This is a genomic window from Alteribacter salitolerans (genome assembly GCF_016901055.1).
Taxonomy (GTDB): Bacteria; Bacillota; Bacilli; order Bacillales; family Salisediminibacteriaceae; genus Alteribacter; species Alteribacter keqinensis.
Window position 1 is genome coordinate 116,314 of record NZ_JAFEUX010000006.1, and the last position, 22,564, is coordinate 138,877.

Annotated in this window: 24 protein-coding genes and 1 pseudogene; 15 read left to right on the forward strand and 10 right to left on the reverse strand. The window is 46.3% G+C overall.

What is annotated here, in order from left to right; genetic code table 11:
* Positions 1–316: 316 nt before the first annotated feature.
* From JSY36_RS13225 to JSY36_RS13240, 4 genes and pseudogenes are all read left to right on the forward strand, one after another.
* On the forward strand, positions 317–3,547 hold the full coding sequence (locus JSY36_RS13225; RefSeq protein ID WP_236784862.1) for a carbohydrate binding domain-containing protein: 3,231 nt from the start codon (positions 317–319) through the stop codon (positions 3,545–3,547).
* Between the two features lie 201 nt (positions 3,548–3,748).
* A complete protein-coding gene (locus JSY36_RS13230) occupies positions 3,749–4,189 on the forward strand; it encodes a DUF5392 family protein (RefSeq protein ID WP_122901674.1) in 441 nt (146 codons plus the stop codon).
* Positions 4,190–4,303: 114 nt separating this feature from the next.
* Positions 4,304–4,593: pseudogene (locus tag JSY36_RS13235) on the forward strand (zinc ribbon domain-containing protein YjdM).
* 255 nt (positions 4,594–4,848) lie between these two features.
* On the forward strand, positions 4,849–5,865 hold the full coding sequence (locus JSY36_RS13240) for an LD-carboxypeptidase (RefSeq protein WP_205166739.1): 1,017 nt from the start codon (positions 4,849–4,851) through the stop codon (positions 5,863–5,865).
* A gap of 98 nt (positions 5,866–5,963) precedes the next feature.
* On the opposite strand, the gene JSY36_RS13245 is transcribed toward JSY36_RS13240, so the two are convergent.
* Together JSY36_RS13245 and JSY36_RS13250 are read right to left on the reverse strand one after the other, a co-directional pair.
* Positions 5,964–6,437: a GNAT family N-acetyltransferase gene (locus tag JSY36_RS13245; protein ID WP_205166740.1), complete on the reverse strand. Its 474-nt coding sequence runs from the start codon at positions 6,435–6,437 to the stop codon at positions 5,964–5,966.
* Between the two features lie 131 nt (positions 6,438–6,568).
* Entirely contained in the window at positions 6,569–7,393 is an 825-nt protein-coding gene (locus JSY36_RS13250; RefSeq protein ID WP_205166741.1) for a hypothetical protein, read from the reverse strand.
* A 224-nt stretch (positions 7,394–7,617) separates the two neighbouring features.
* Between JSY36_RS13250 and JSY36_RS13255 the strand changes: the two genes are divergently transcribed.
* Both JSY36_RS13255 and JSY36_RS13260 read left to right on the forward strand, forming a co-directional pair.
* Positions 7,618–8,235: an NUDIX hydrolase gene (locus tag JSY36_RS13255; RefSeq protein ID WP_205166742.1), complete on the forward strand. Its 618-nt coding sequence runs from the start codon at positions 7,618–7,620 to the stop codon at positions 8,233–8,235.
* 83 nt (positions 8,236–8,318) lie between these two features.
* Positions 8,319–8,684 (forward strand): DUF4259 domain-containing protein, encoded by a 366-nt coding sequence (locus JSY36_RS13260; protein ID WP_205166743.1) that lies wholly within the window; start codon positions 8,319–8,321, stop codon positions 8,682–8,684.
* Between the two features lie 127 nt (positions 8,685–8,811).
* Here the strand turns inward: JSY36_RS13260 and JSY36_RS13265 are convergent, their stop codons facing one another.
* The 6 genes from JSY36_RS13265 to JSY36_RS13290 form a co-directional block, all read right to left on the reverse strand.
* Complete coding sequence (locus tag JSY36_RS13265; RefSeq protein WP_122901687.1) at positions 8,812–9,417, reverse strand: YusW family protein; 606 nt, start codon at positions 9,415–9,417, stop codon at positions 8,812–8,814.
* Between the two features lie 254 nt (positions 9,418–9,671).
* Complete coding sequence (gene mbcS, locus JSY36_RS13270) at positions 9,672–11,252, reverse strand: acyl-CoA synthetase MbcS (protein ID WP_205166744.1); 1,581 nt, start codon at positions 11,250–11,252, stop codon at positions 9,672–9,674.
* Positions 11,253–11,316: 64 nt separating this feature from the next.
* Positions 11,317–11,868 carry a hypothetical protein gene (locus JSY36_RS13275; protein WP_205166745.1) on the reverse strand — a complete coding sequence of 184 codons (552 nt, stop codon included), beginning with the start codon at positions 11,866–11,868 and terminating at the stop codon, positions 11,317–11,319.
* Between the two features lie 66 nt (positions 11,869–11,934).
* Positions 11,935–12,084: a hypothetical protein gene (locus JSY36_RS13280; protein ID WP_205166746.1), complete on the reverse strand. Its 150-nt coding sequence runs from the start codon at positions 12,082–12,084 to the stop codon at positions 11,935–11,937.
* Between the two features lie 101 nt (positions 12,085–12,185).
* The gene (locus JSY36_RS13285) at positions 12,186–13,832 is read right to left on the reverse strand and encodes a solute symporter family protein (protein WP_205166747.1); all 1,647 of its coding nucleotides are present in this window, start codon (positions 13,830–13,832) and stop codon (positions 12,186–12,188) included.
* Between the two features lie 6 nt (positions 13,833–13,838).
* Complete coding sequence (locus tag JSY36_RS13290; RefSeq protein ID WP_205166748.1) at positions 13,839–14,108, reverse strand: hypothetical protein; 270 nt, start codon at positions 14,106–14,108, stop codon at positions 13,839–13,841.
* 436 nt (positions 14,109–14,544) lie between these two features.
* Here JSY36_RS13290 and JSY36_RS13295 point away from each other — a divergent pair, with 436 nt between their 5' ends.
* Positions 14,545–15,633 (forward strand): tetraprenyl-beta-curcumene synthase family protein, encoded by a 1,089-nt coding sequence (locus tag JSY36_RS13295; protein WP_205166749.1) that lies wholly within the window; start codon positions 14,545–14,547, stop codon positions 15,631–15,633.
* A 178-nt stretch (positions 15,634–15,811) separates the two neighbouring features.
* Here JSY36_RS13295 and JSY36_RS13300 read toward each other — a convergent pair whose 3' ends face one another.
* A complete protein-coding gene (locus JSY36_RS13300; protein WP_205166750.1) occupies positions 15,812–16,447 on the reverse strand; it encodes a uracil-DNA glycosylase in 636 nt (211 codons plus the stop codon).
* Between the two features lie 178 nt (positions 16,448–16,625).
* On the opposite strand from JSY36_RS13300, the gene JSY36_RS13305 reads away from it, so the two are divergent.
* The 7 genes from JSY36_RS13305 (at position 16,626) to JSY36_RS13335 (ending at position 20,303) form a co-directional block, all read left to right on the forward strand.
* Positions 16,626–17,003 carry a vWA domain-containing protein gene (locus JSY36_RS13305; RefSeq protein WP_205166751.1) on the forward strand — a complete coding sequence of 126 codons (378 nt, stop codon included), beginning with the start codon at positions 16,626–16,628 and terminating at the stop codon, positions 17,001–17,003.
* Positions 16,993–17,253, forward strand: a complete 261-nt coding sequence (locus JSY36_RS13310; protein WP_122901703.1) for a metal-sensitive transcriptional regulator — start codon at positions 16,993–16,995, stop codon at positions 17,251–17,253. The genes JSY36_RS13305 and JSY36_RS13310 overlap by 11 nt, the downstream gene beginning before the upstream one ends.
* Before the next feature lie 106 nt (positions 17,254–17,359).
* Entirely contained in the window at positions 17,360–17,587 is a 228-nt protein-coding gene (locus JSY36_RS13315) for a sulfurtransferase TusA family protein (protein ID WP_205166826.1), read from the forward strand.
* A gap of 78 nt (positions 17,588–17,665) precedes the next feature.
* On the forward strand, positions 17,666–18,142 hold the full coding sequence (locus JSY36_RS13320) for a DsrE/DsrF/DrsH-like family protein (RefSeq protein WP_205166752.1): 477 nt from the start codon (positions 17,666–17,668) through the stop codon (positions 18,140–18,142).
* A gap of 52 nt (positions 18,143–18,194) precedes the next feature.
* A complete protein-coding gene (locus tag JSY36_RS13325; RefSeq protein WP_205166753.1) occupies positions 18,195–18,761 on the forward strand; it encodes a sulfurtransferase TusA family protein in 567 nt (188 codons plus the stop codon).
* Positions 18,762–18,848: 87 nt separating this feature from the next.
* Positions 18,849–19,976 (forward strand): MBL fold metallo-hydrolase, encoded by a 1,128-nt coding sequence (locus JSY36_RS13330; RefSeq protein WP_205166754.1) that lies wholly within the window; start codon positions 18,849–18,851, stop codon positions 19,974–19,976.
* A gap of 99 nt (positions 19,977–20,075) precedes the next feature.
* Entirely contained in the window at positions 20,076–20,303 is a 228-nt protein-coding gene (locus tag JSY36_RS13335; RefSeq protein ID WP_122901713.1) for a sulfurtransferase TusA family protein, read from the forward strand.
* Between the two features lie 279 nt (positions 20,304–20,582).
* Here JSY36_RS13335 and JSY36_RS13340 read toward each other — a convergent pair whose 3' ends face one another.
* The gene (locus JSY36_RS13340; protein ID WP_205166755.1) at positions 20,583–20,789 is read right to left on the reverse strand and encodes a hypothetical protein; all 207 of its coding nucleotides are present in this window, start codon (positions 20,787–20,789) and stop codon (positions 20,583–20,585) included.
* A gap of 144 nt (positions 20,790–20,933) precedes the next feature.
* On the opposite strand from JSY36_RS13340, the gene JSY36_RS13345 reads away from it, so the two are divergent.
* The gene (locus JSY36_RS13345; RefSeq protein WP_205166756.1) at positions 20,934–22,526 is read left to right on the forward strand and encodes a glutathione ABC transporter substrate-binding protein; all 1,593 of its coding nucleotides are present in this window, start codon (positions 20,934–20,936) and stop codon (positions 22,524–22,526) included.
* The last annotated feature ends 38 nt before the right edge of the window (positions 22,527–22,564 follow it).

Consider the following 22,564-nt stretch of genomic DNA (forward strand, 5'->3'; position numbering starts at 1 on the left):
ATACAAAAGCGCTTTCGCTCCCCGTATTGACTTGTTTTAAGAACTGAAGAAGGATGTTTTTACAATTTAAAAACAACTTCTCTTATAAACATCTTCTCCATCCATTAGTAATGCAAAAAACGAAAGCGCTTTCGTAACGATTGCATTTAAATCCAGAGGTGAAGGGAGTCTTTTGAAACTCTTCATCATCTTGTATAGGTGTTTTCGAAAGCGCTTTCGGATGGAAGATGTTTCTCAAAAAATAAATAAGGAGGCACGAGAGCAGAAAGGGTTAGAAGAGAGTTAACAATGAAAATGAAGAGGTGGGAAAACGCATATGGTGAGAAGAAGTATAGGGTTGTTCATGATTTTTTTACTGGTTGTACCGGTTTTATTTACGCAAAACGCAGAAGGCAGCAATCATTCGGGGGAGACAGAAGATGATGATTGGACGTTAACGTGGGAAGATCAGTTTGAAGGGGACGAACTTGATCTCGAGAAATGGACGATTGATATTGGAAACGGGTTTTATGATGCCAACGGGAACTGGGTTCCCGGCTGGGGGAATGAGGAGCTTCAATCCTACCAGGAGGATAACGTAAAAGTAGAGGACGGAAAGCTCATTTTGGAAGGCCGGGAAGAAACGGTTACTGATGAAACAGGAACCTATGAGTATACTTCCGGCAAGGTTCATTCTCAGGGGAAGTTCAGCCAGAAGTACGGGAAATTTGAAGCAAAGATGGCGCTTCCTGAAGGGCAGGGATACTGGCCGGCATTCTGGATGATGCCTGAAGACGATGTATACGGCGGCTGGGCGGCTTCGGGTGAGATTGACATTATGGAAGCGGCAGGGGGAAGACCTGATCATATCGGTGGCGCGATTCACTATGGAGCTGAATGGCCGAACAATACGTATACAGCAAAAGATTACTATTTTCCAGAGGGAACCGATATTACGGACTTTAATGTGTACAGTGTGGAATGGGAACCGGGAGAAATTCGCTGGTATGTGAACGGTGAATTGTACCAGACGTTAAATAACTGGAGCACAACCGGTGCAGGAAACCCAGCTGAATTTTCGTACCCAGCTCCTTTCGATCAGGAATTCTATCTTATTTTAAACCTCGCTGTTGGCGGATGGTATGGTGGAGATCCGGATCACACGACCGACTTTCCGGGTGAGGTTGTCATTGATTATGTAAAGGCTTATGAACTGACGGGCAGAGACTACATGGAGCCTGTAGAGCCGGTATTTGAAGCGGAAGAGCTTCCGGAAAACGCAAAAGAAGCAATTGACGGAAATTATGTGTACGATACGGACTATGAAAAAGGGTTCACAGATATTAAAACCAATGATGATCTTCAAAATAAATGGACTTATGATTACTGGAACCTGGTTCATTTAAATGAGTTTAATGGTGATGCTTCTGTGTCGGTTGATGAATTAGATGGTGACCGTTATGCCAAAGTAGACATTACAAATGGCGGAAATCAGCCTTATTCCGTTCAATTGATTCAAAACGTAACGTTAGGCAAGGGAAGATGGTACAAGTTAAGCTTTGATGCAAAAGCGGCCGCTGACCGGTCGATGAATGTGAAAATTGGCGGTGGTCCTGAAAGAGGCTATACGGCCTATTCACCAAGCCGTGACTTTAATTTAACGACGGATGTTGAGACGTATGAAATGACATTCCAGATGCAGCATGATAGTGACGCAATGGCCCGTCTGGAATACAACATGGGTTTAAACACAAACAGTGTATGGGTTGGAAATGTCGTACTGGAAGAAGTGGAAGCACAAGATCCGTATAATGAAAATGCTCCAAAACAGCCGTTAAGAAACGGAAACCATGTGTACAACGGTACCTTTGATCAGGGCAGGATGGACAGAATGACATTCTGGAATTTGGAAAGTGAAGGTGCTGATGCCTCCGCTTCTGTGGATCCGATTGCCAGAGAGCTGGAGATTGATATAACAGATGGCGGGAATGTCCCTGAGTCCGTATCTTTAACACAATACGGAATAAACTTACTCGCGGGTGCTGAATACGAACTGACTTTCAACGGAAGAGCAACTGAAGGAAGAGACATTAAAGTTGCTTTATTGAACGAAGACGGGACAGGCGTTTACCACGAGGAAACACTGGCTTTACCAGAAGGCCAGGGAGAACATGGATTCACGTTTACCATGCCTGATGTAACGGATACAGCGGGACAGCTTGTTTTTTACGCTGGCGGAAACAGCAGTAATGTTGTATTGGACGATATTGAACTGTTCCGGCTGTCCGGTGGTGATAACGTATCACTTGAAGAAGCGTTCCCGTTAAAGAATGGGGACTTTACCAATGGTTCTTCATACTGGGGCACCCATATTCAAGGGGACTACGGTGATTCTTCTTCAGCCGGATCCTTTAAGGTGGAAAATGAGGAAGCAAGATTCTCTGTAGAAAATACCGGTGATAACCCATGGGACATTATGTTCTTCCAGAATGATCTTTCTGTGAAGGCCGGAAAAACGTACATTGTTGAATTTGATGCTAAATCTACGATTGATCGAGACATTGAAGTTATCGTGGAAAATGCAAATTATCGCCGCTTTTTATCGAAGAACATTTCTTTAACTGAAGAAATGAATACCTATGCGTTTGAATTTGTGATGGGTGAAGATGAGGTTGTTGGTCTTAAGTATCTTCTTGGGGCATTTGAGAGCGGTCCTCATGATGTGGTCGTTAAAAATGTCCGCTTTGAGGTTAAAGGCGAGAGAGAAAAGTATTTTCCTTTGAAAAACGGCGACTTCTCTCATGGCCTGGAAGAGTGGGGCACCCACCTTCAGGGAGAATATGATGGCGGTTCAAGCGCAACGTTTAATGGAGAAGAAGAAGCGAAAATAACGATCGCAAACACCGGATCAAACCCTTGGGACATTCAGCTGTACCAGGCAGGGTTGAACTTGTTCAAAGGTCAAACGTATGTGGTTGAATTTGATGCCCGGTCAACGACTGACCGTTCCATTGAAGTTGTCCTCGACAATGGTCCGGCCGGGGGCTACTACAGGCACTTTGAAGAGGTTGTTCAACTCTCGGGTTCTACTGAGACGTTCACATTTGAATTTGAAATGGGCGCAGACGATAACGTCGGAATACAATTCCTTGTCGGAAACGTATTAAATGAACAAATTTCTCACGAACATACCGTGGTTATTGATAATGTAAGAGTAGAAGTTCAAGGCATAAGGGAATTCCTTGCCGGTGAACCTGAGGAGAAGGAAGAAGATGAAACGGTACCTTCTGCTTCTGTTGCCGAGCTGTTGACAGAATTGGATGAGAAGCTGAACGTATACATTGATGCAGGTCAAGTTCAAAGACCGCTGACGAACAAGCTCAGCAACACGCTCAGACAAGCCGGCGATCATTACGATGGGGATAGACATAAACAAGCTGGGATGTTTGTGGAGAAGTTCTTGAAGCACTTAAATGATGATAAAAAATTCATTGAAGAAGAGGCAAAAATGACGCTGACGGAACTGGCTCATCAAGTACTGGAGGCACTAAGGGAAGAAGAGAAGTAAGGCAGTCTGATATTTTCGCAGAGTACCAAAGCTATAGCTGACCCACCCTCGTTTGAGTTTATACCTCAGACGGGGGTTTTTTTTGGCAGGGACTTAGGAAATAACATCACATTGACTTCATGACGCTTTTAAAGTAGTATTCACTCATGAATTGAAAGGTTGTATTGTCTCCTATTCTCATTCTGAGGGGAATGATTGATTATGAGTTATAGAGAGTTACATGTTCATCACGAGATCCGGTATATGAGAAAAGCATCCCGGTCCTTTTACATGAATGCTTTTATTTTCGGTGTTATCGCAACGCTGCTCTTTTGCAATACGCTCCTTTGCCTGTACTATCTGATATTTGATCCACTGGCTATCGGGGATAGGCAGCTGTTTCAGCTGATACAGTCCATCATTGGTGCATTCAGTATTGCTCTTTTCATAGAAGCGTTTTATCAAAAAAGAATCGGTCAGGTAAAAAAACTGGCGCATATTCGAAAAAGGATAAAAGCGAGTGTCTACTTTTCAAAAACAGACAAGAAGAAATTTATAAAAATGCTACGAGCACGCAGCACAGACAGAGTGTCTGTTTTCCGCGAATTCCTGCAAAAAGAAGAGAGGCTGAAAAGCCAAAAGGACTTACGTAACTATTATTGAGTTCGTTGCACAGCCCTTCCGGATATGATTTCCGGAGGGGGTTTTCTATACCTCATTACATAACTGGAGGAATGAACACAATGACCGAACTGCCCTGAATTCGGGTCTGAATATATTTATGAAGATGGGAACCTTCTCGTTTGTCCTCTCATGAATGGACAGCAAGAAAGCAGGCGGCTTCTGAAGAAGAGAATGTGATTCGGGACGTGAATGGTCACATCCTGAATGACGGGGATACTGTCACCGTGATTAAAGATCTGAAAATTAAAGGCAGCTCTTCTGCTGTGAAGCAAGGCACGAAAGTGAAAAATATCCGTCTTGTTAACGGGGATCACGATATTGACTGCAAGATTGACGGCTTCGGAGCCATGAAGCTGAAGTCTGAGTTTGTAAAGAAAATATAAGAGGAACTGCACCTTGAAATGAGGTGCAGTTTTTTTGGAGATTAAGACTTCCATATTCTAACACATATGATAAGATAGGATAAATATTCCTTCCAATCGATCTTTTCTGCAGTTTAATTAAACGTTTATTTAAGCTGAAAATTATGTTGATATGCAGAGAGTGGTGGAAGTGTTTTCGCTAGGAGTCCGCTGTTCTTTACATCAAAACATTTATGGCAACAAAAGCTGTAAAAAATCCAAGGAGGATGAGAAAAAGTGATTACCTATCCAACAATGCCGTCAAAAGCTTCCATTGCGATCACAGCTCCTTCATCGGGAGTGGAAAACGAACTGCACCATCTGGTTAAAGAAGCAGTGGCCCGTTTTGAAGAAAAAGGACACCGCGTGACCTGCGGGGATACGGTCTGGACCCAGGAGAAAGCAAAAGCAGCTTCTGCTGCTGTAAGGGCGGAAGAACTGAACCGGTTCCTTTCAGACTCCACGACCGATGTCATTATCCCCCCATGGGGAGGTGAGCTTTTAATAGAAATTCTCGAACATATAGACTACGAGAAGATAAACAGAAAATGGCTTCTCGGTTATTCAGATACAAGTCTGCTGCTCCTTGCTGTTACCTTAAATACGGGAATAGCAACTGCTCACGGAACGAATGCCGTTGATCTGCGGGGAAAAGAAACGGACGAGACAACAGCCAAATGGGAAAATGCTCTGAGCACAAATGCAGGTGATTTCATTAAGCAGTATTCTTCCTTTTACTATCAAAAAGAATGGCAGTTTGATAACCCAACTCCGTGGATTTTTCATTTAACTGAGGAAACAAAATGGAAAACAGTATCAGGGCAGGCAGAGCAGGTAAAAGGACGGCTGCTTGGGGGATGTATCGATGTGATCAGTCACCTTATAGGGACAAAACTGGGGGATGTGAAAAGATTCAGGGAGACGTATTTACGAGGGGATTCAATTCTCTGGTACTTTGAAAACTGCGAGCTCAGTACCACCGATCTTCGGAGAAATCTTGTGCAGATGAAGATGGCAGGCTGGTTTGACGGGTGCTCCGGAATCTTGTTTGGGCGAAGCGCAGCCAATACCCCGGTAGAAGGGTATACAGCGGAAGACGTGTACGAAGAGCTCGCAGAGGAGCTTGGGATTCCTGTCATCTATGACATCGACTGCGGTCACGTCCCGCCACAGATCACACTGATCAACGGAGCATATGCTGAGGTAAGTGTGAAAGAAGGGAAAGGCGAGATTGTTCAGCATTTTAAAGAGTAAGTGAATACGGGAGACAGGCAGTTGGAGAAGGGTATAGCGTGAATCCGCGGACCAATCTGATGAATCTTTTTGATATAACATGAATCCGCCACCACTTATCATGAATCCTCAGCATTCACCCGGTTCCCTGGCTTCTCCCAGTAAATCATGCTCTCAACTTCCTTCTCTCTCACCATTCCTGTTTTTTCTAAAACACGGATTGAAGGAACATTATCCTTATGGCACTCAGCCCGGACGATGCTTGCCTCTCCGGTTGAGCAGGCCCAGTCTATGAGTGCCGCCACAGCTTCGGTGGCGAGACCTTTGTTCTGCTCGGACGGGATGATACTGTATCCTGTTTCAACAGCTCCATTTTTATCAGGTACCCCTTTAAAACCGGCGTCCCCGATAATGGTGAGGGTTTCCCTGCTTATAATAAACCACGGTCCCCATCCGAGAGCGGAAGGGTCGTTTTTCAGCTCATCAATATAAGCTGCAATATGGGGGCCGACTGGATAATCCTCGTCGAATGCCTGGGGAAGGGACTCTTCTGTGCAGGGGACGAGTATCAGGTGTTTGGTTAGTCGCTTCATCACAGCCTCCTATTTTCGTTTCCAAAATCTGTTTTATTTTACCACAGCAAATGTGTTGTAAGAACGCTCTTTTAACCATAAAAAGAGCGATACATCAGGTATTTCCTATAAGTCGCTCCTCTGTATAAAAGCTATGCTCCCTGTGATTGGTTGTCTTCAACTGCAGGCAGCATTTCCTTTTTTAGTTTGTGATACTGATAGGTTCCCCGGATTCCCTGAATGAAAAAGTATGAAAACACTGCAACCATGAAAAGGGAGGCGGCATTGGAGAATTCTGTACCGAAGCGCAGGAAAAGCTGGCTTGCCCAGTAATAGAGTAATAGGGAAACTGCACAGAACCGGCTTGCCTTGTAAATACCTAAGCTCAGTAAAAACATGAGGGCAATATCAATAAACGTGTCTGCCCAGACAATCCCCAGAAAGTCAGGGTTAAAGAACATCATAAACAAGACGAGCACGACGTTAAAAGAGGCGAGGATAACGCCTGTAATCCACCCGGTTTTAATATTGCTTTTCGCTTCTTTAAGTCTCTTTGCAGGAGCAGACGTTTGTTCTCCTGTTTCGTCTGTGGCTTCCGGGTTTTCTCTTTCCCACTTTTCAACCGCCTCTTCAAGGCCCATGGCGGCCGGAGTAACTTGAGAGTCAAGTTTTCCCTGTTTTACGGCAAGCTGGCGCAGATAGTCCTTACGAATAAGGAATGCATGTACGATTCCAAGGATAAAGCCTACCAGGCCCAGGTTGAACAGCAGGTTCTCGATCACCGGAAGCACACCCAGAATAAACAGCATAAAGCTTATAAGAAAAGGTAACGCATACAGTAAGCTGTAAAGCATCCATCTCCGGTTGGAAGCCCTGATTCCGATATGGAGAAAGGCAATAAAGAAAAAAAGGATGGTCAAAAACCATAAGAAGTAGAGGGAGTGGCGGATCTTCCACCCTTTGCTCAGTTCATTCATAGACAGGCTCCTTTAATTTTAGTATTTAAGAATCTGTCTCATTCTAGCAGAACAGAAGCGAACTTATTGTCATAATTTGTCGCATAAACTTTCTTTTTAGAAGAAGGATGTCTTTCCGTCGTGCTTCAATTGAAGTCGGAGGTCTGTGAAATCAGGATACTTGAAAGAAGGGTTGATAAAATTAATCCAGAATACTGTAATAAAGATCAATGGAGGCGGTTGACATGGAACCTAAATGGCTCACATGGGCAAAGGAGCTGCAGGCCATCTCCCAGTCCGGGCTTACATATACAAAAGATGTGTATGACAAGGAACGTTTTGAAGAAATCAGGAGAATCAGCACAGAAATGATGGCACATCAAACCGGGATGGACACGGAGAAAATAAAAGCCCTTTTTGCCAATGAAACAGGCTATGCTACACCTAAAGTAGATATCAGAGCCGTTGTGTTTAAAGAAAACAAACTTTTGATGGTCAAAGAAAAGAGCGACGGGAAGTGGTCCCTTCCCGGAGGGTGGGGAGATATCGGGCTCTCCCCGGGCGAAGTAGCTGTAAAAGAGGTGAAAGAGGAATCGGGGTTTGAAGTCGAGCCGGTAAAGCTTTTAGCGGTATTTGATAAAAAGCGCCACCCCCATCCTCCTTCTGCCTACCATACATATAAGCTGTTTATTCAATGTGATATTACAGGTGGTAATGGAATTGAAGGGGTGGAAACAAGTGATGTTGGTTTTTTCCCTGAGAATGGGCTACCTCCGTTGTCTCTGGCGAGGAATACAGAATCTCAAATACGTATGGCGTTCAGACATGTTAACAATCCAGATACCCCGGTGTATTTTGACTAAGAGTGTAGGTCTGAACGAAAGAAGGTTTTATCCGTCCTCAAGGCGAATCTATAGGGTGTGTTTATACGAGGAGGAATGTGCGAGTGGGAGCCTGGGACACTGGGATTTTTGATGATGATACTGCTTGTGATGTAAGAGATGAATTTCTAGATTACTTGGAGCAGGGGCATACTCCAAAGGAAGCGACGGAATTTGTGCTGGATGATTATCTGGAAGAGTACAGTTTTGATGAGGATCAGGAAGTTCTTTCCCTCGTTTATTGCGGTCTGGCGGCTGTTCAACTGGAGAAGAACTGCCTTCAAAAAGATGTGAAAACAACAACGATCGGGTTAATAAAAGGTGGCGCAGATCTTGAAATGTGGGAAGAGGCTGGCGGAGAAGAGTACAGGAACAGAGAAAAGGTGTTAAATGACTTAAAACAGGCACTTGAACAGGAGAGAGGGCAATAAAAAAGGAAACAGCTTTCTCACAGAATTAGAAAAGCAGCCGGGATTTCTGCGAAACAGATCCCGGTGAATCCTTCTCGGGGGGAATAAAAAAAGCCAAGTGCAGCGTGTGCACTTGGCTTTACTAATCTTACTGCTCGTCTTCTTCTTCGTTTTCGTCTTCTACTTCAACTTCATCGTCGTCATCGCCAAGGTCCATACCCTCATCGTCTTCTTCACCTGGAACTTCATCTTTGAACTGAACATCTACTTGTAATTCTTCGTATGTTTCATCAAGCTCAAAGGCTTCTGCAGTTGCTTCTCTGATCTCTTCTTCACTCATGTCAACTGTAAGATCAAGCTCAGGAAGGATCTGTTCCAGCTCGTTCAATGCTTCGTCGCCTTCAAGTGTCAGCTCTTCTTCCGTACGGGCATCTTCGATTGTAGCTTCAGGCGTTCCTTCGTTGTAGTTATACTCTACGCTGTAGTCGCCTTCTTCGTACTGAGCATCAAGCTGGAAGTCTATAAAGTTAAGGTCTTCATACCAGGCGTCAGAAGCTTCATCTGCCAATTCGCCATCATCAGCTTCTTCATCGTCTTCCAGACCCAGTTCATCATCACTTTCATCTTCTTCATGCTGTTCCACTTCACCATTGTCATCTGTTGCCGTGTCGTCCTGCTGTTCTTCAGCATCCCCACAGGCAGCCAGGCTGAACGTAAGTGCTAATGTTCCGATAGATAGTCCGAATTTCTTCATGTCAAAAAACCTCCGAGTAAGTAGTAGTGTTATCTATTTTTTTGTGCACAGGTGTCTCTACCCGGGGAAATCTTACGTTAAACTGAAGAAATTGAAGTGTGTGTATTCCGAAAATTTAATAAAATGAGCGTAGAGGGCGGAGCGCAGGATCAAGTTCCTGCTTTAAGACAGGGATCCATCACTCAGAAACATCTTGAACCTATCAAAAAAAAACACGCAGATTCACTAAAATGAATCCGCGTGTGTATGATCAATTACTTTACTTTTTCCTTCATCCGAAGTTCAACCCGGCGGATCTTGCCCGATGTTGTTTTCGGAAGTTCTTCCAGGAACTCAATCTGGCGCGGGTACTTATAAGGTGCGGTGATCTCTTTCGTATGGTCCTGCAATTCCTTAACAAGGACATCATCAGCCACTTTATCCGGATCCCGGAGAACGACGTACGCTTTTACGATGCTTCCGCGAATTTCATCCGGTGAGGCGACGACTGCGCACTCCCGGACAGCAGGGTGCTTCAACAGGGCATCTTCAACCTCGAACGGACCGATTGTGTAGCCGGAACTGATAATGATGTCGTCACTTCTTCCTTCAAACCAGAAGTAGCCGTCTTCATCTTTGGACGCCTGGTCTCCCGTTAAGTACCAGTCCCCCCGAAACGCTGTCTGGGTTCTTTCTGAGTCCTTGTAGTATTCTTTAAACAGTGCCGGACAGTCTTTATGAACCGCAATGTCCCCAACTTCACCAACTGCTGCAGGCTGACCGTATTCATTAATCACTTCCACCTGGTTGCCCGGGGTAGGCTTGCCCATGGATCCCGGTTTTATTTCCATCCCTTGAAGGGTGCAGACGAGTAACGTGTTCTCGGTCTGGCCGTATCCGTCACGGAGATCTGCATCGAACGCTTTTTTAAACGCTTCAATAACCGGACGGTTCAGAGGCTCCCCGGCAGAAACTGCGCTCTTTAACTTGGGAACATTATACGATGCCAGGTTCTCGACTTTAGCCATCAGTCGATACTCTGTCGGCGTACAGCAGAGGACATTGATCTTTTCTTTTTCCATCATATCTAGATAGGTGTTCGGGTCAAAGCCGCCGTGATACACAAAGGCGGTAGCACCAAGAGTAATGGTGGAGAGAAACGGACTCCAGATCCACTTCTGCCAGCCTGGTGCGGCAGTTGCCCAGACGAGATCGCCCTCTTCAACACCGAGCCATTCCTTTGCGGCAGTACGGACGTGAGCGTAGCCCCAGCCGTGAGAATGAACGACCCCTTTAGGGTTTCCGGTTGTGCCGGATGTGTAGGATAAAAAGGCTATATCGTCACGGGAGGTAAGTTCTCCTTCATAAACGTTATCTTCTTTTTCAGCCAGCTCTTCAAGAGACTGCCAGCCTTCTTCCTCACCGCCGACAATGAACTTTTTCGCCAGGGCACGGTGGCCGCTGCTGATGGCGTTCACTTCGGCCGTTGTTTTATAAAAAGCAACAATTCCCTTTACATTCGCATGCTCAATACGGTACTCCAAGTCTTTTTTACGGAGCATTTCCGAACTTGGAATCGCGACGATCCCTGCTTTAAGACAGGCAAGGTAGGTCATGTAGGCTTCAGGAATCCTCGGGAGAATGATTAAAACACGATCACCTTTTTCAATTCCCTGACGTTTGAGGGCAAGGGCGAACTGATTTGTTTTCTCGATCAGTTCTTTGTAATGAACGTCCCGGCGGCTGCCTTCAGCGTCCCGCCATCGTATGGCAATCCGCTTGTCATCACGCTCATACTTACTCAGCTCTTCTGCTATGTTGTATTGAATCGGTGCAATCAGTTCTTCTCTGTTCATGTTGTACTCCTCCTTTAGATAAAGGCACTGGAAAAAGTTGAAGACCGAACTTTTTCAGTGCCTTCTAGATAAGTGCGCCGGTCGGCATAATCATGTAATAGATACTGGCGAAAAAAACGAAAACGGCAAAAACGGAAAGGTACGCTTTCCAGGGTGCGAATCTCTGTGTGGTGATATGAATCTTTACACAGATGAAGTACATCCACACAACGCCAATGACGAGGGGAAGTATCATCAGCCAGCCTTCCCAAAGTCCGGTCAGTGTCGGAACAGCGAGCAGTCCCGGCAAAAGGGCGATAGAGGAAGAGCGGCTTATTTCACTAATTCTACCCGGCCCCCCGAATCCCCTGGCTCCGGCCCATAAAAGAACAGTAAGCCCGATTTTTGTGAGCCAGACGGAAAATAGTCCGAATAAGATAAAAATAAGGGGAACAAGTGCATTTCGGAGCAGCGCCGATTCAAAGCCGGCAATGAAGGAGGCGTTGGCAAGAATGCCAAAGCCTCCGTATGCAGCACCTACAAGCAGAACAATGAGCCTGCTGTAGGTGAGCGATTTTGGTGTCTGGGTAAAATGCTGAAAAGCAGGTGTCTGTAAAATCATCATTTTTCCAATCATGTGTATTGACCCCTTCTGTCTGTGGTGCTGATTTGTTCTTTTACATTGGGTGCCCTGAAAATAGAATTATAACCCTTCATTAAAGCTCAGCTGCGTTGAACGGAAGACGCTCCCTTTCCGCGGACTCGCGTCGAGCCTTCTCGTGCATACCTGCTTCTTCCTCTTCCAGCTGGCCAGTGCAGCTACCTGCGTCGAAGCAACTTGCTGCTTTATCATGAAGTAACGCTCGTCACTGCGGGGTCTCGACTGTATCGTGATTCTGCAGGAGTCTCGCATCTTCCGTTCAACTAAGCACGATGTTTATAGGAAAACAGCGTTTACATTCCCCACGGCATAATAGCCCAGATGGCAATCGCAGTGAAGAAGACAACGGTAATCGCTGCACCGACTGTGCTGTTGTAGCGCCCCGGGTGAACCTCTTTCCAGCCGTGAATGCGTTCGATCAAGGCGTGATCCTCTCTGGTTGAAAGCTTGGAAGTAAGGCTTGGCATCCGGTTTGTTACATAGGACACAACGATCAGGAGAACGAAACTTACAGGAATAGCAAGCATCGCTCCGGACAATCCCATTCCGTCAGTAACGCTGTGACCGGTAATGACGATGGACGGGAAGACAAATGGTGAGACAATGATGTAAAGCGCTCCGCCGACAACGGATGCTGCGATGGCTCCGAATTTGTTGGCTTCCTTCCACCAGACCCCGACAAGAATGAGCGGTGCATTTGTGACCCCGGCCAGGCCGAACGCCCATAATATACTTACAACAAGGAAGGCAGGAGGATTAATCGCAAGCAGAATACTCACAATCCCTCCGGCAAAAATAGCAATGTAGCCCAGGCGGACACGCTTTTTCTCCGTGATTTCCGGCTTGAGAGTTGTAAAAATGTCCTGTGATAAAAGAGCCCCGATCGCAAGGAGGTTGCCGCTCAGTGTGGAAAGACCGGCGGAAATGGCACCTGCGATGACAAGAGCGGTTACCCATTCAGGATTGTATACAAGGTTCAGTATGATCGTAAGTTTGTCTGCATCCCCCTGTGAAATAACAACGCCCTGTGTTTCTGTAGCGTACACGCCAACAAATCCCATGGCGTAGGTGGCAGAGAACACAAGTCCGATAATAAAGGCAAACCAGATCATGGCTGAGCGTGCACTTTTTAAGCTGGACGCTGTGTAGATACGCATAGCCAGATGGGGAAGACCGAGTGAACCGATGGTAAGTCCGATAAGGGAGGCGTACCATTTTGGTGAGTATTGATAATCAAAAAAGTTCGGCATCGCCTCGATCATGGCAGGGACCATATCCGCGTATAAGAGAGGCGGGAAGAACCAGCCGTTACCTCCAATGGCCTTCATAATCGCTCCAAGGGGAACGATGAACATGAGGGCGATGATGACCATCTGTATCGCTGCGTTATTGGACGCCCCGGCCATTCCCCCAAGAGTAATGTAGCCGACAATAATCAAACCGCCCACAATGAGACCGGTCAGGTAAGGAATACCGAGCACCGTTTCAAAGGCGAGTGCAATTCCGATCATCTGCCCGAGAGCATACATAATGGATACAAGAATCATAAACAACGCTGCAATAATAGAAGCACTGATGCCGTAGCGCTCACGGATAAAGTGAGTCGGAGAAAAGGCTCCCATACGGCGAAGACTTGTTCCGTAAATAATCGTAATCAAAGGAATCGCTAAAATTAGCTGAATCCAAAGCATAATGAACGGGACCTGCAGCTGAAGAATGAGTGCTGTAATCCCAAGAAATGTTGCCAGACTCATGTACGTCGATGCCATGGCCAGCCCGTTTGTAAGCGGTCCGATTGTGGCACCGGCTACGTACAAATCCGTTACGGACGTACTTTTACGGTTTGATATGTAACCCACGATATAAAAAAGCAAAAACGTCGCAACAATGGCGACGACCCCCAATATTGGGTTTGATAACTGCCAAGCTTCCTCTCCCATTAAGCTTTACGCCCCTTCCCGCTTCTGTTGTTCGTTTTCAAGGATACTTTCTCTCTCAATATCAGCATCGATTTGATTCCCAAGCTTACTGGCGACAATCGTCAGGGCAAAAATTCCGAACCACCCAAACAAAATCGGCACGATATACATAATCGGGAAGCCAAACAGCATGCCGTTCACAGGGAAGATGGAGAAAAACAGCCCTACATTACCTGCGGCGAGAAACAATGCCGTCATCAGGATGGTAAACCGAACTTCTTTTTTGTAAGCTTTCAACTTGCAACCTCCATTCATAATGGTGTATTTTGACTGAGCGGTCAGTCGTCCGTCATGAAGGGATCTCATAACAGGTCAGGAGTAAAGTCTGCACCCTGATAAAGGACTAAAGAACCAGGACAAAAGTGTATAATTACTCTTCCCTTTGTATGAGTATGACGATCTGGTAACGGGACTGCTCGTTATTGTTTGATTGTAAACGGTTACAATATTGAGTGTCAATAAAATTATTTTAATTTTTAGAAAACTTAACCTGGCTGTTTTTGCCGGTCATTGCCGGCAGATCAAGAAATCACAGGATAGATACTTGCAATCTATTGGCTCTTAAACGGATAATAGACTAAGAGACACAACAGAAATCGAAGAAAGCGCTGAAAAAGTTCGGTCTTTAACTTTTTCCAGTGCCTTCTAAATCGAACCTTAGGAGGCAGAAACGTTGAAAGCACCGACGACAATGTGGACGATGGTATATAAAGTGTACAAAGAAATTGTGCCTGAGGTTCATATGATATTGGACGAATGGCGAAAGAAAGCAGAAACGATTGAAGACGATGAGCTTCGTGAATATGCGCTTGAAAGTGTGAACGAAAATACGTTCCATAATGAGGGGGGCGGGGTATTTGCCCTCCTTACGAAAGAAAAAGTGAGAAAGGATGTTCTCTGGTTCATCGTTTCCTATCAGGTGATCTGTGATTACCTCGACAGTCTGTGTGACCAGAGTGACTCCCTTGATCCGAATGACTTCCGTTCTCTTCACGAGGCCCTTCGTCAGGCGCTTCACCCGGGGACATTGGATGACTCGGTGTATTACGAGCATCGCGGACAAAAAAATGATAATGGTTTTTTAAGGGAACTGGTCGCAACCTGCCAGGAAAAAGTGGCGGCGTTCCCGGGCTTTGAAGAGACACAGGCATCGATGGAGGAGCTTTCCCTTCATTACCGGAACCTGCAGGTTTATAAGCACGTGAAAAAAGAGGACCGGGAGCCGCTTTTAATCAAGTGGTATGAAGAAACAAAGGAAGAGTATCCGCAGCTGGCACGGATGCGGTGGTATGAATTCGCCGCAAGTACAGGCTCTACTCTTGGGGTCTATGCACTGGCGGCCTACGCATCTAAAGGGAAGATGAAGCGGGAGACGGCCGTGAAAATCAAAGACAGTTATTTCCCCTACGCTCAAGGGCTTCATATTCTGCTCGATTACTTCATTGATCAGGAAGAGGATCTGGCTGATGATGAGCTTAACTTCTGTGCATACTACCGTGATGAAGAAGACATGGTGGAGCGGATTGGCGTGTTCAAGTCAGAAGCTGAAGAGAATTTGAAGACAATGACTGATGCTAGCTTTCACACGTTAATTCACAAAGGTATCATCGCCATTTACCTGGCTGATGAAAAAGTGCAGAATGATCCTGAAATCAAGCGTGTAGCAAACCGAATGATCCGGTTCGGGGGCATTTCCACTTTGTTCTTTTATTTGAATTCGTGGGTGTTCAGGCGAGTGGGAGACAAGGAGAAAGCGGCATAAAATCTACTTTTGACCCATAAGGCTGTCTGACATTTATGTCAGGCAGCCTAATTTGATTAAAAAGAGGGCCAACCTGTTTAAAGAGGAAGCCAACCTGTTTAAAAGGAAAGCCAACCTGTTTAAAGAAGAAGCCAACCTGTTTAATCCGAAAACGCCAACCTCTCAGATACCCCATCCCCTACCCGGAAGCGAGCACTTCCTTTAATTTTTCAAGGTCACTGTGAATAACCTCCAGGAGACTCCGGTTGTAGAAGATAGAAGCCGGATGATAGGTAGGGAAGATCCTGTATTCTTTATCTGTCCAGACAAACTGGTCATTTTCATCCAGCTTTTGCACAGGCTGGACAAGGAGATCACCGTGACAGTCACCGATTTTTTTATCGGGGCCGGCAAGACGTTTAAGACCGATGTTGCCGAGAGTGACAATGACCGGAGCCCGAACATTGGCGACTTCATAATCAAGGAGCGGGGCGTGGGCTGTAATTTCCCTGGCTGTAGGAGGCCGGTTGTACTTCCTTTTAACAACCTGCCCGTCTCTTGTTTTTTTCTCTCCCCACCGGTACGGGCGGCTCCTCACCGCACTGGTAATGTATACTTCTTCCCGGGTCAGGCCGAGACGCTCGATAAACTTCATCAGTTCCCTGCCCGCCCGGCCGCTGAAAGGAACGCCGTTACCGATTTCTGTTTCCCCCGGGGCCTCACCGACGAGCATCATCTTCGGGTGTTCAGGCCCGCCGCCAAAAACAAAACCATCTACCGGGAAGGAGGCGATTCTTTTTTTTCCTTTTTCGGCTAAATGATCAGGTATACGCATGGAAACAACCTCCAGTTCTGCCGTGAGCATTTGTTCTGTCTGTGCGTTTTATTTCGTGTTACACTCAGGTGCGAAGCGATTATGAAAGGCTATACCCTTATGAAGAAAAAGATAAAAGTAAGGGTGTTGACAATATACCCCCGCGGGTATATAATGATCATTGTAACGAGGTGACATTATGCAAACAGCAATGTTGATAATCGCAGTCATTCTGGCTGCACGCTCTGTATATAAACGTTATGTACCGGTCATCGGGGTATCGTGTATGAACGTATCGGACATGAAGAAAGAAGACGGCAGTACGATTGTCGACCTTCGTGACTTCCAGACGGCTCATCACGATCCCCTGGAAGGAGCCGTTAATATGCCTATGGCTTATATCTACCGGCACTACAAAGACATTGGCCAGGGTACTGTTTATCTTGTTTCATCAGACATGACCGATATTCACTTAACCGCTCGTTTTTTAAAAAGAAAGAAGATCAGGGTGGAAGGCTTTTCTTTAACCACCGAAGTCAAACCTTGTAAGAAAGGACGTGAAGTACATGGAGTATAATGACAAAATGAAGCACCGCGTCAAACGGATTGAAGGTCAGATAAAAGCCATTCTCCGTATGATGGAAGAAGAGAAGGACTGCAGGGACCTGATCGTCCAAATGTCAGCGGCACGCAATGCCCTGGACCGCACCATCGGCCTTGTGGTGAGTTCGAACCTGGAACAATGTGTAAGAGAGCAGATTGAAAAAGGCGAAGACACAGAAGAGTTGATCCAGGAAGCTGTTCAGCTGCTCGTAAAAAGCAGATAGTGTTGACACGAAAAAACAGGGGTGTTAACATACCCCTATAGGTATAAAAACCACAAAAAATTTTACTTTTTAATATACCCCATGGGGTAATTCGGGGGCTGAAATGATGAAAGCAGATAAAGTAGTAGACGCAAAAGGACTTGCATGTCCAATGCCGATCGTCAGAACGAAAAAAGCAATGGATGAGATCGCATCAGGAAAGGTGCTTGAAGTACAAACAACCGATTCCGGTGCCAAAAGCGACCTGACAGCTTGGGCAAAAGCGGGAGGTCATGAACTTCGCGCAGATACAGAAGATAACGGTGTATATACGTTTTGGATAAAGAAGAAATAACGAAAAAAATTTAAACACTTTAATACCTGTGCGGGTATATGTACAAACGAAACAAAACATTTAAGGAGTGAAGAAAAAATGGAAAAGAAAAAAACAACGATTGTATTATTCAGTGGAGAGTATGACAAAGCGATGGCGGCTTACATTATTGCCAACGGTGCAGCAGCTTACGATCATGAGGTGACGATCTTCCACACATTCTGGGGACTGAATGCTCTTCGTAAAGATGCGCAGGTTCCTGTAAAGAAAACCTTTATGGAAAAAATGTTCGGAAAGATGATGCCACGCGGTGCAGATAAAATGGGTCTTTCAAAAATGAACTTCGCCGGTATGGGACCGAAGATGATTAAACAGGTAATGAAAAAGCACAATGCAATGCCGCTTCCTGATCTGATTGAAATGGCTCAGGAACAAGGTGTAAACCTTGTATCATGTACGATGACAATGGACCTCCTGGGTCTTCAAAAAGAAGAACTGCTGGACGGGATCGAATACGCAGGTGTAGCAGCGTATCTCGGAGAAGCTTCAGACGGCAATGTGAACCTGTTTATCTAAATTGCGGGGATTTCCCCTTAAGATAAAACCATTAAAGAGGAGGAGTCAGAAGATGATTAAAGCAAACGAAGTACTTGATGCAAAAGGCCTGGCCTGTCCAATGCCGATCGTGAAAACGAAAAAAGTAATGGGTGACCTTGAACCCGGGCATGTTCTTGAGATTCAGGCCACTGACAAAGGATCCACGGCAGACTTAAAAGCGTGGGCAGAGCGTATCGGCCACCAGTACCTCGGTACGGTTGAAGAAGGAGATGTCCTGAAGCACTACGTGCGAAAAGCAGGCAGTGACGACGGCGAGCAGGAAACAAAGCATCCGCATGTTATTAACAATGATGACCTCGCCTCAAAAGCCGAGGAAGGAAGCCTTGTACTTGTAGACGTCCGGGAAGAGGCGGAGTACCGCTTTAACCATATTCCGGGAGCTGTATCCATTCCCCTTGGAGAATTGGACACACGCATGGGTGAATTGAACAAAGACGATGAGATTCATGTTGTCTGCCGTACCGGTAACCGAAGTGATCTGGCAGCCCAGAAGCTGACAGAACAAGGATTCACAAATGTGATTAACGTGGTTCCCGGCATGAGTGAATGGTCCGGCAAGACCGAGAAAAGCGTATAAACGAAGTTTCAGGCCGGAGGAGGTTCCTCCGGCAAGGGATTCAACCAAAAAATTTTAAACATCAATATACTATAGGGGGTATATAAGGTGACTGTAAAAGCCATGAATGCAAGTGAATTAAGCCAAAAAGTGATCAATAAAGAGCCGTTGTTTATTCTTGATGTTCGTAATGAAGATGCGTTTGGTGGCTGGAAAGTGGATGGGGAAAACTTCGACTACCTGAACGTACCGTATTTTGATCTGATTGACGGGGTGGAAGACATTCTCGACCAGGTTCCTGAAGACCGTGATGTTCTTGTTGTCTGTGCGAAAGAAGGATCTTCCATTATGGTAGCAGAGCTCCTTTCAGACGCAGGACGTGACGTGAGCTATCTTGAAGGCGGAATGAAAACGTGGAGCGAGCACTTAGAGCCTGTAAAAGTTGGCGACCTTAACGGCGGCGGAGAAATTTATCAGTTTGTACGCCTTGGTAAAGGCTGCCTTTCCTACATGATCGTCTCAGGTGACGAGGGGGCTATGATTGACCCGCTTCGTCTGGTTGATCAGTATGAAGCATTTGCGAAAAAGCTTGGAATTAAGGTGCTTCACATGTTTGATACACACCTTCACGCAGACCACATTTCCGGCGGGCGCCGTCTTGCAGAGGCAACCGGGGGAACGTACTACCTGCCGCCAAAAGATGCGGACGAAGTGACATTCTCCTACGAGCCTCTTGAAGATGGTAAAGTCGTAACCTTTGGTGGAGCCGATGTGACAGTGAGAGCGGTCTACACACCGGGACACACAATCGGAAGTACGTCTCTGGTCGTTAATGAAACGTACCTGTTCACAGGAGACATTTTGTTCCTTGATTCAATCGGGCGTCCGGATCTTGCCGGAAAAGCGGAAGACTGGGTAAGCGACCTGCGCGAGTCTCTGTATGTCCTCTATAAAGAAATGAATCAGGACCTCCTTGTGATGCCGGCCCACTTTGCCAAACTGAGTGAGCTTGATGAAAAAGGACGTGTGTATGCACGACTGGGTGATCTTTATCAAGTAAACAGCGGCCTTCAGGTGGAAGACGAAGACGAGTTCCGCCGTCTCGTATCCGAGAACCTTCCGCCGCAGCCGAACAGCTACCAGGAAATCCGTAAGACCAACATGGGTAAAATCAGCCCGGAACCAGCGGAAGAAACAGAAATGGAAATTGGTCCAAACCGCTGTGCGGTAAGCTGACAGAAGAAACTTACGCGCAAAGGGCCAGCCCGTCCTTTGCGTGTGAATGAACAGAAGGGTACACTAAAATAAGTTAACCAAACTCAGGAGGAATGAATGATGAAAGCAGATAAAGTATTAGACGCAAAAGGGCTCGCATGCCCAATGCCAATCGTAAGAACGAAGAAAGCAATGGGTGAACTTTCAAGCGGCGAGATCCTTGAAGTGCAGGCTACTGACAAAGGAGCCAAGAGCGACCTAACTGCCTGGGCAAAAGCAGGCGGACATGAGCTGGTGGATGACGCTGAAGAAAACGGCGTATTCACATTCTGGCTGAAAAAAGGATAATGATTTAAGAGCACCTCGGGCCAGTTTAGATGACCCGGGGTGTTTTATGCTGATTGAGGCTGGTAAATGGGGCTAACCCGTTAATTGGTGTCTGTCTGGTGAAGGGATAACCTGCTAAACGATCTCCGGAGCACTTTTTATCGGATTTGTGTTAAGAATTCCTGTGCGAATGTTAATATTTCCGGGATGAGTGTTAAGAATTCCCGTCTGATTGTTAAGAATTCCTATTAAAATGGAAACGCCGATTGCAAACCGCCGCTCTTCCCTTATTACCACCTGCTACTCCCGGCTCGCCAGATACCCTTTCACCTGCCGGTAGATCTCAAGCAGAATGTACGCCACGATAATCCAGATTAATAAAATCGGCGCATATTGAATCAGCGTCATGGCATCCCCTGCCTTCACATGCCCCAGCCAGATAAAAGAGGTGACCATGACAGGCAGAATGATAAGAATAATGAACAACCGTGCAGCTTTGTTTCCCATACTGAATCCCCCATTCTTCTCCTGCTATTCTAGCATACCGCTGAAAAACACATTATTATTTATAATTCCTACCTGTTTACTTGACTTTAACCTGAAATTTACTATAATCAAGTTTATTGAACAGACAGCTTAGGGGGTTGCACAATGAAAAAAGGGTTTTTGAGTTTACTATTTTTGACGGCGATTGCGGTGGGTACCGCTTGTGCCAGTGATGATGCGGGAGAGCTTGGAAGTGAGACAAACAATGGGGAAAACACCGAGTCCGCTGATAACGCAAACGACCTGACCATCGGCGTACCGAGTGACGCACAAACACTCGATCCTCAAGGGGGAAACGAGCACGCCACATTAAATGTAGGGCGGACGATATACGATACACTTGTTTTCACAGACGGCAGCATGGACATGCATATGAGACTCGCTGAAAGCTTCGAGCAGATTGAAGATACGACGTGGGAAGTGGAACTCCGTGAAGACGTTCAGTTTCACGACGGATCGGACTTTAACGCTGAAGCAGTAAAGGTAAACATAGAACGTCTCCTTGACCCGGATGTGGCTTCACCGGTGTCGTTCATGTTCGACATGATTACAGACGTTGAAGTAGTTGACGACTATACGGTACACATCCATACAGACATTCCGTTTGCCCCGCTCCGGGCCCATTTTGCCCATCCCGGCGGACATATGATTGCTCCATCGGCAATCGAAGCGGATTATGAAGCAATGGAAGACGGCGCCGAGCCGGGGTCCTACATTAACCAGAATCCAATCGGAACAGGTGCCTTTACCCTTGAAGAGTGGAATCCCGGTGAGTTTGTAAAAGTTACGAAGAACGAAGATTACTGGGGAGATGTAGCGAACGTCGACTCCATTACCTTTAAAGTGGTGCCGGAGGATAATACGCGTGTAGCGGAGCTTGAAACAAATTCCTCACAAATGATCTCCCACCTGAATCCGGACTTTATGTCCCGTGTAGAAGGAAACGACGACTTGAAAATTGCCACCCAGGAGAGTGTGAGCTTGTTCTACCTTGGCTTTAACGTGGAACAAGAGCCATTTGACGATCCTCAGGTAAGAACCGCGATCTCAAAAGCCGTGGACAAAGAAGCGATCATTGACGGTCTCTTAAACGGAGCCGGGCTTCCTGCAAAAGGACCGTTGGCGCCGCCGGTATTTGGTTCAAGCGACGATATTAAAGCCATTGAAAAAGACCTGGAGGAAGCGAGAGAACTTCTTGCGGACGCCGGTTATCCCGACGGGTTTGAAGCGACCCTGACCGTTGAAACGTCCCAGATCGGAAGCGATGTGGCGGAAAACATCCAAGCACAGCTTGAAGAAATCGGCATTGACCTGGACATTGAAACCCTCGAGCGCGGAGCATACGTTGATGTTGTGACCAACGCCCGCCAGGATATGTTCCTCGGATCATGGGGAACGGTAACCGGAGACGCGGACTACGGTCTTTATCCGATGTTTCACTCCAGTAACCACGGCATTGCCGGAAACCGTACATTTTACGCAAATGAAGAAGTAGATGCTCTCCTCGAAGAAGCCCGCAGCGGCACGGAAGAAGAGCGCCTCGCTCTCTACCACGATGCCCAGCAGCTGATCGTGGACGATGCGCCGATGGTGCCCCTCTATCACACCGAGCACATGGCCGGCCTTCAAGACAATATCGAAGACTTCTACATCCACCCATCAAGCTTTTTCTACCTGGGCGATGTAAACGTCCAATAATTCACCTGACCCTGCTTTCGAACCTGGAAAGCAGGGTT

What these genes read in the sequence shown, in the direction of transcription:
- JSY36_RS13275 (WP_205166745.1), bottom strand. Translation starts at nt 11,868, where the DNA reads ATGATTGGAAAAATGATGATTTTACAGACACCTGCTTTTCAGCATTTT.
- JSY36_RS13300 (WP_205166750.1), bottom strand. Translation starts at nt 16,447, where the DNA reads ATGCGTATACCTGATCATTTAGCCGAAAAAGGAAAAAAAAGAATCGCC.
- JSY36_RS13245 (WP_205166740.1), bottom strand. Translation starts at nt 6,437, where the DNA reads ATGAAGCGACTAACCAAACACCTGATACTCGTCCCCTGCACAGAAGAG.
- JSY36_RS13230 (WP_122901674.1), top strand. Translation starts at nt 3,749, where the DNA reads ATGAGTTATAGAGAGTTACATGTTCATCACGAGATCCGGTATATGAGA.
- JSY36_RS13310 (WP_122901703.1), top strand. Translation starts at nt 16,993, where the DNA reads ATGGAGTATAATGACAAAATGAAGCACCGCGTCAAACGGATTGAAGGT.
- JSY36_RS13280 (WP_205166746.1), bottom strand. Translation starts at nt 12,084, where the DNA reads ATGATAAAGCAGCAAGTTGCTTCGACGCAGGTAGCTGCACTGGCCAGC.
- JSY36_RS13335 (WP_122901713.1), top strand. Translation starts at nt 20,076, where the DNA reads ATGAAAGCAGATAAAGTATTAGACGCAAAAGGGCTCGCATGCCCAATG.
- JSY36_RS13225 (WP_236784862.1), top strand. Translation starts at nt 317, where the DNA reads ATGGTGAGAAGAAGTATAGGGTTGTTCATGATTTTTTTACTGGTTGTA.
- JSY36_RS13325 (WP_205166753.1), top strand. Translation starts at nt 18,195, where the DNA reads ATGATTAAAGCAAACGAAGTACTTGATGCAAAAGGCCTGGCCTGTCCA.
- JSY36_RS13345 (WP_205166756.1), top strand. Translation starts at nt 20,934, where the DNA reads ATGAAAAAAGGGTTTTTGAGTTTACTATTTTTGACGGCGATTGCGGTG.
- JSY36_RS13305 (WP_205166751.1), top strand. Translation starts at nt 16,626, where the DNA reads ATGCAAACAGCAATGTTGATAATCGCAGTCATTCTGGCTGCACGCTCT.
- JSY36_RS13255 (WP_205166742.1), top strand. Translation starts at nt 7,618, where the DNA reads ATGGAACCTAAATGGCTCACATGGGCAAAGGAGCTGCAGGCCATCTCC.
- JSY36_RS13315 (WP_205166826.1), top strand. Translation starts at nt 17,360, where the DNA reads ATGAAAGCAGATAAAGTAGTAGACGCAAAAGGACTTGCATGTCCAATG.
- JSY36_RS13285 (WP_205166747.1), bottom strand. Translation starts at nt 13,832, where the DNA reads ATGGGAGAGGAAGCTTGGCAGTTATCAAACCCAATATTGGGGGTCGTC.
- JSY36_RS13320 (WP_205166752.1), top strand. Translation starts at nt 17,666, where the DNA reads ATGGAAAAGAAAAAAACAACGATTGTATTATTCAGTGGAGAGTATGAC.
- JSY36_RS13250 (WP_205166741.1), bottom strand. Translation starts at nt 7,393, where the DNA reads ATGAATGAACTGAGCAAAGGGTGGAAGATCCGCCACTCCCTCTACTTC.
- JSY36_RS13340 (WP_205166755.1), bottom strand. Translation starts at nt 20,789, where the DNA reads ATGGGAAACAAAGCTGCACGGTTGTTCATTATTCTTATCATTCTGCCT.
- JSY36_RS13265 (WP_122901687.1), bottom strand. Translation starts at nt 9,417, where the DNA reads ATGAAGAAATTCGGACTATCTATCGGAACATTAGCACTTACGTTCAGC.
- mbcS (WP_205166744.1), bottom strand. Translation starts at nt 11,252, where the DNA reads ATGAACAGAGAAGAACTGATTGCACCGATTCAATACAACATAGCAGAA.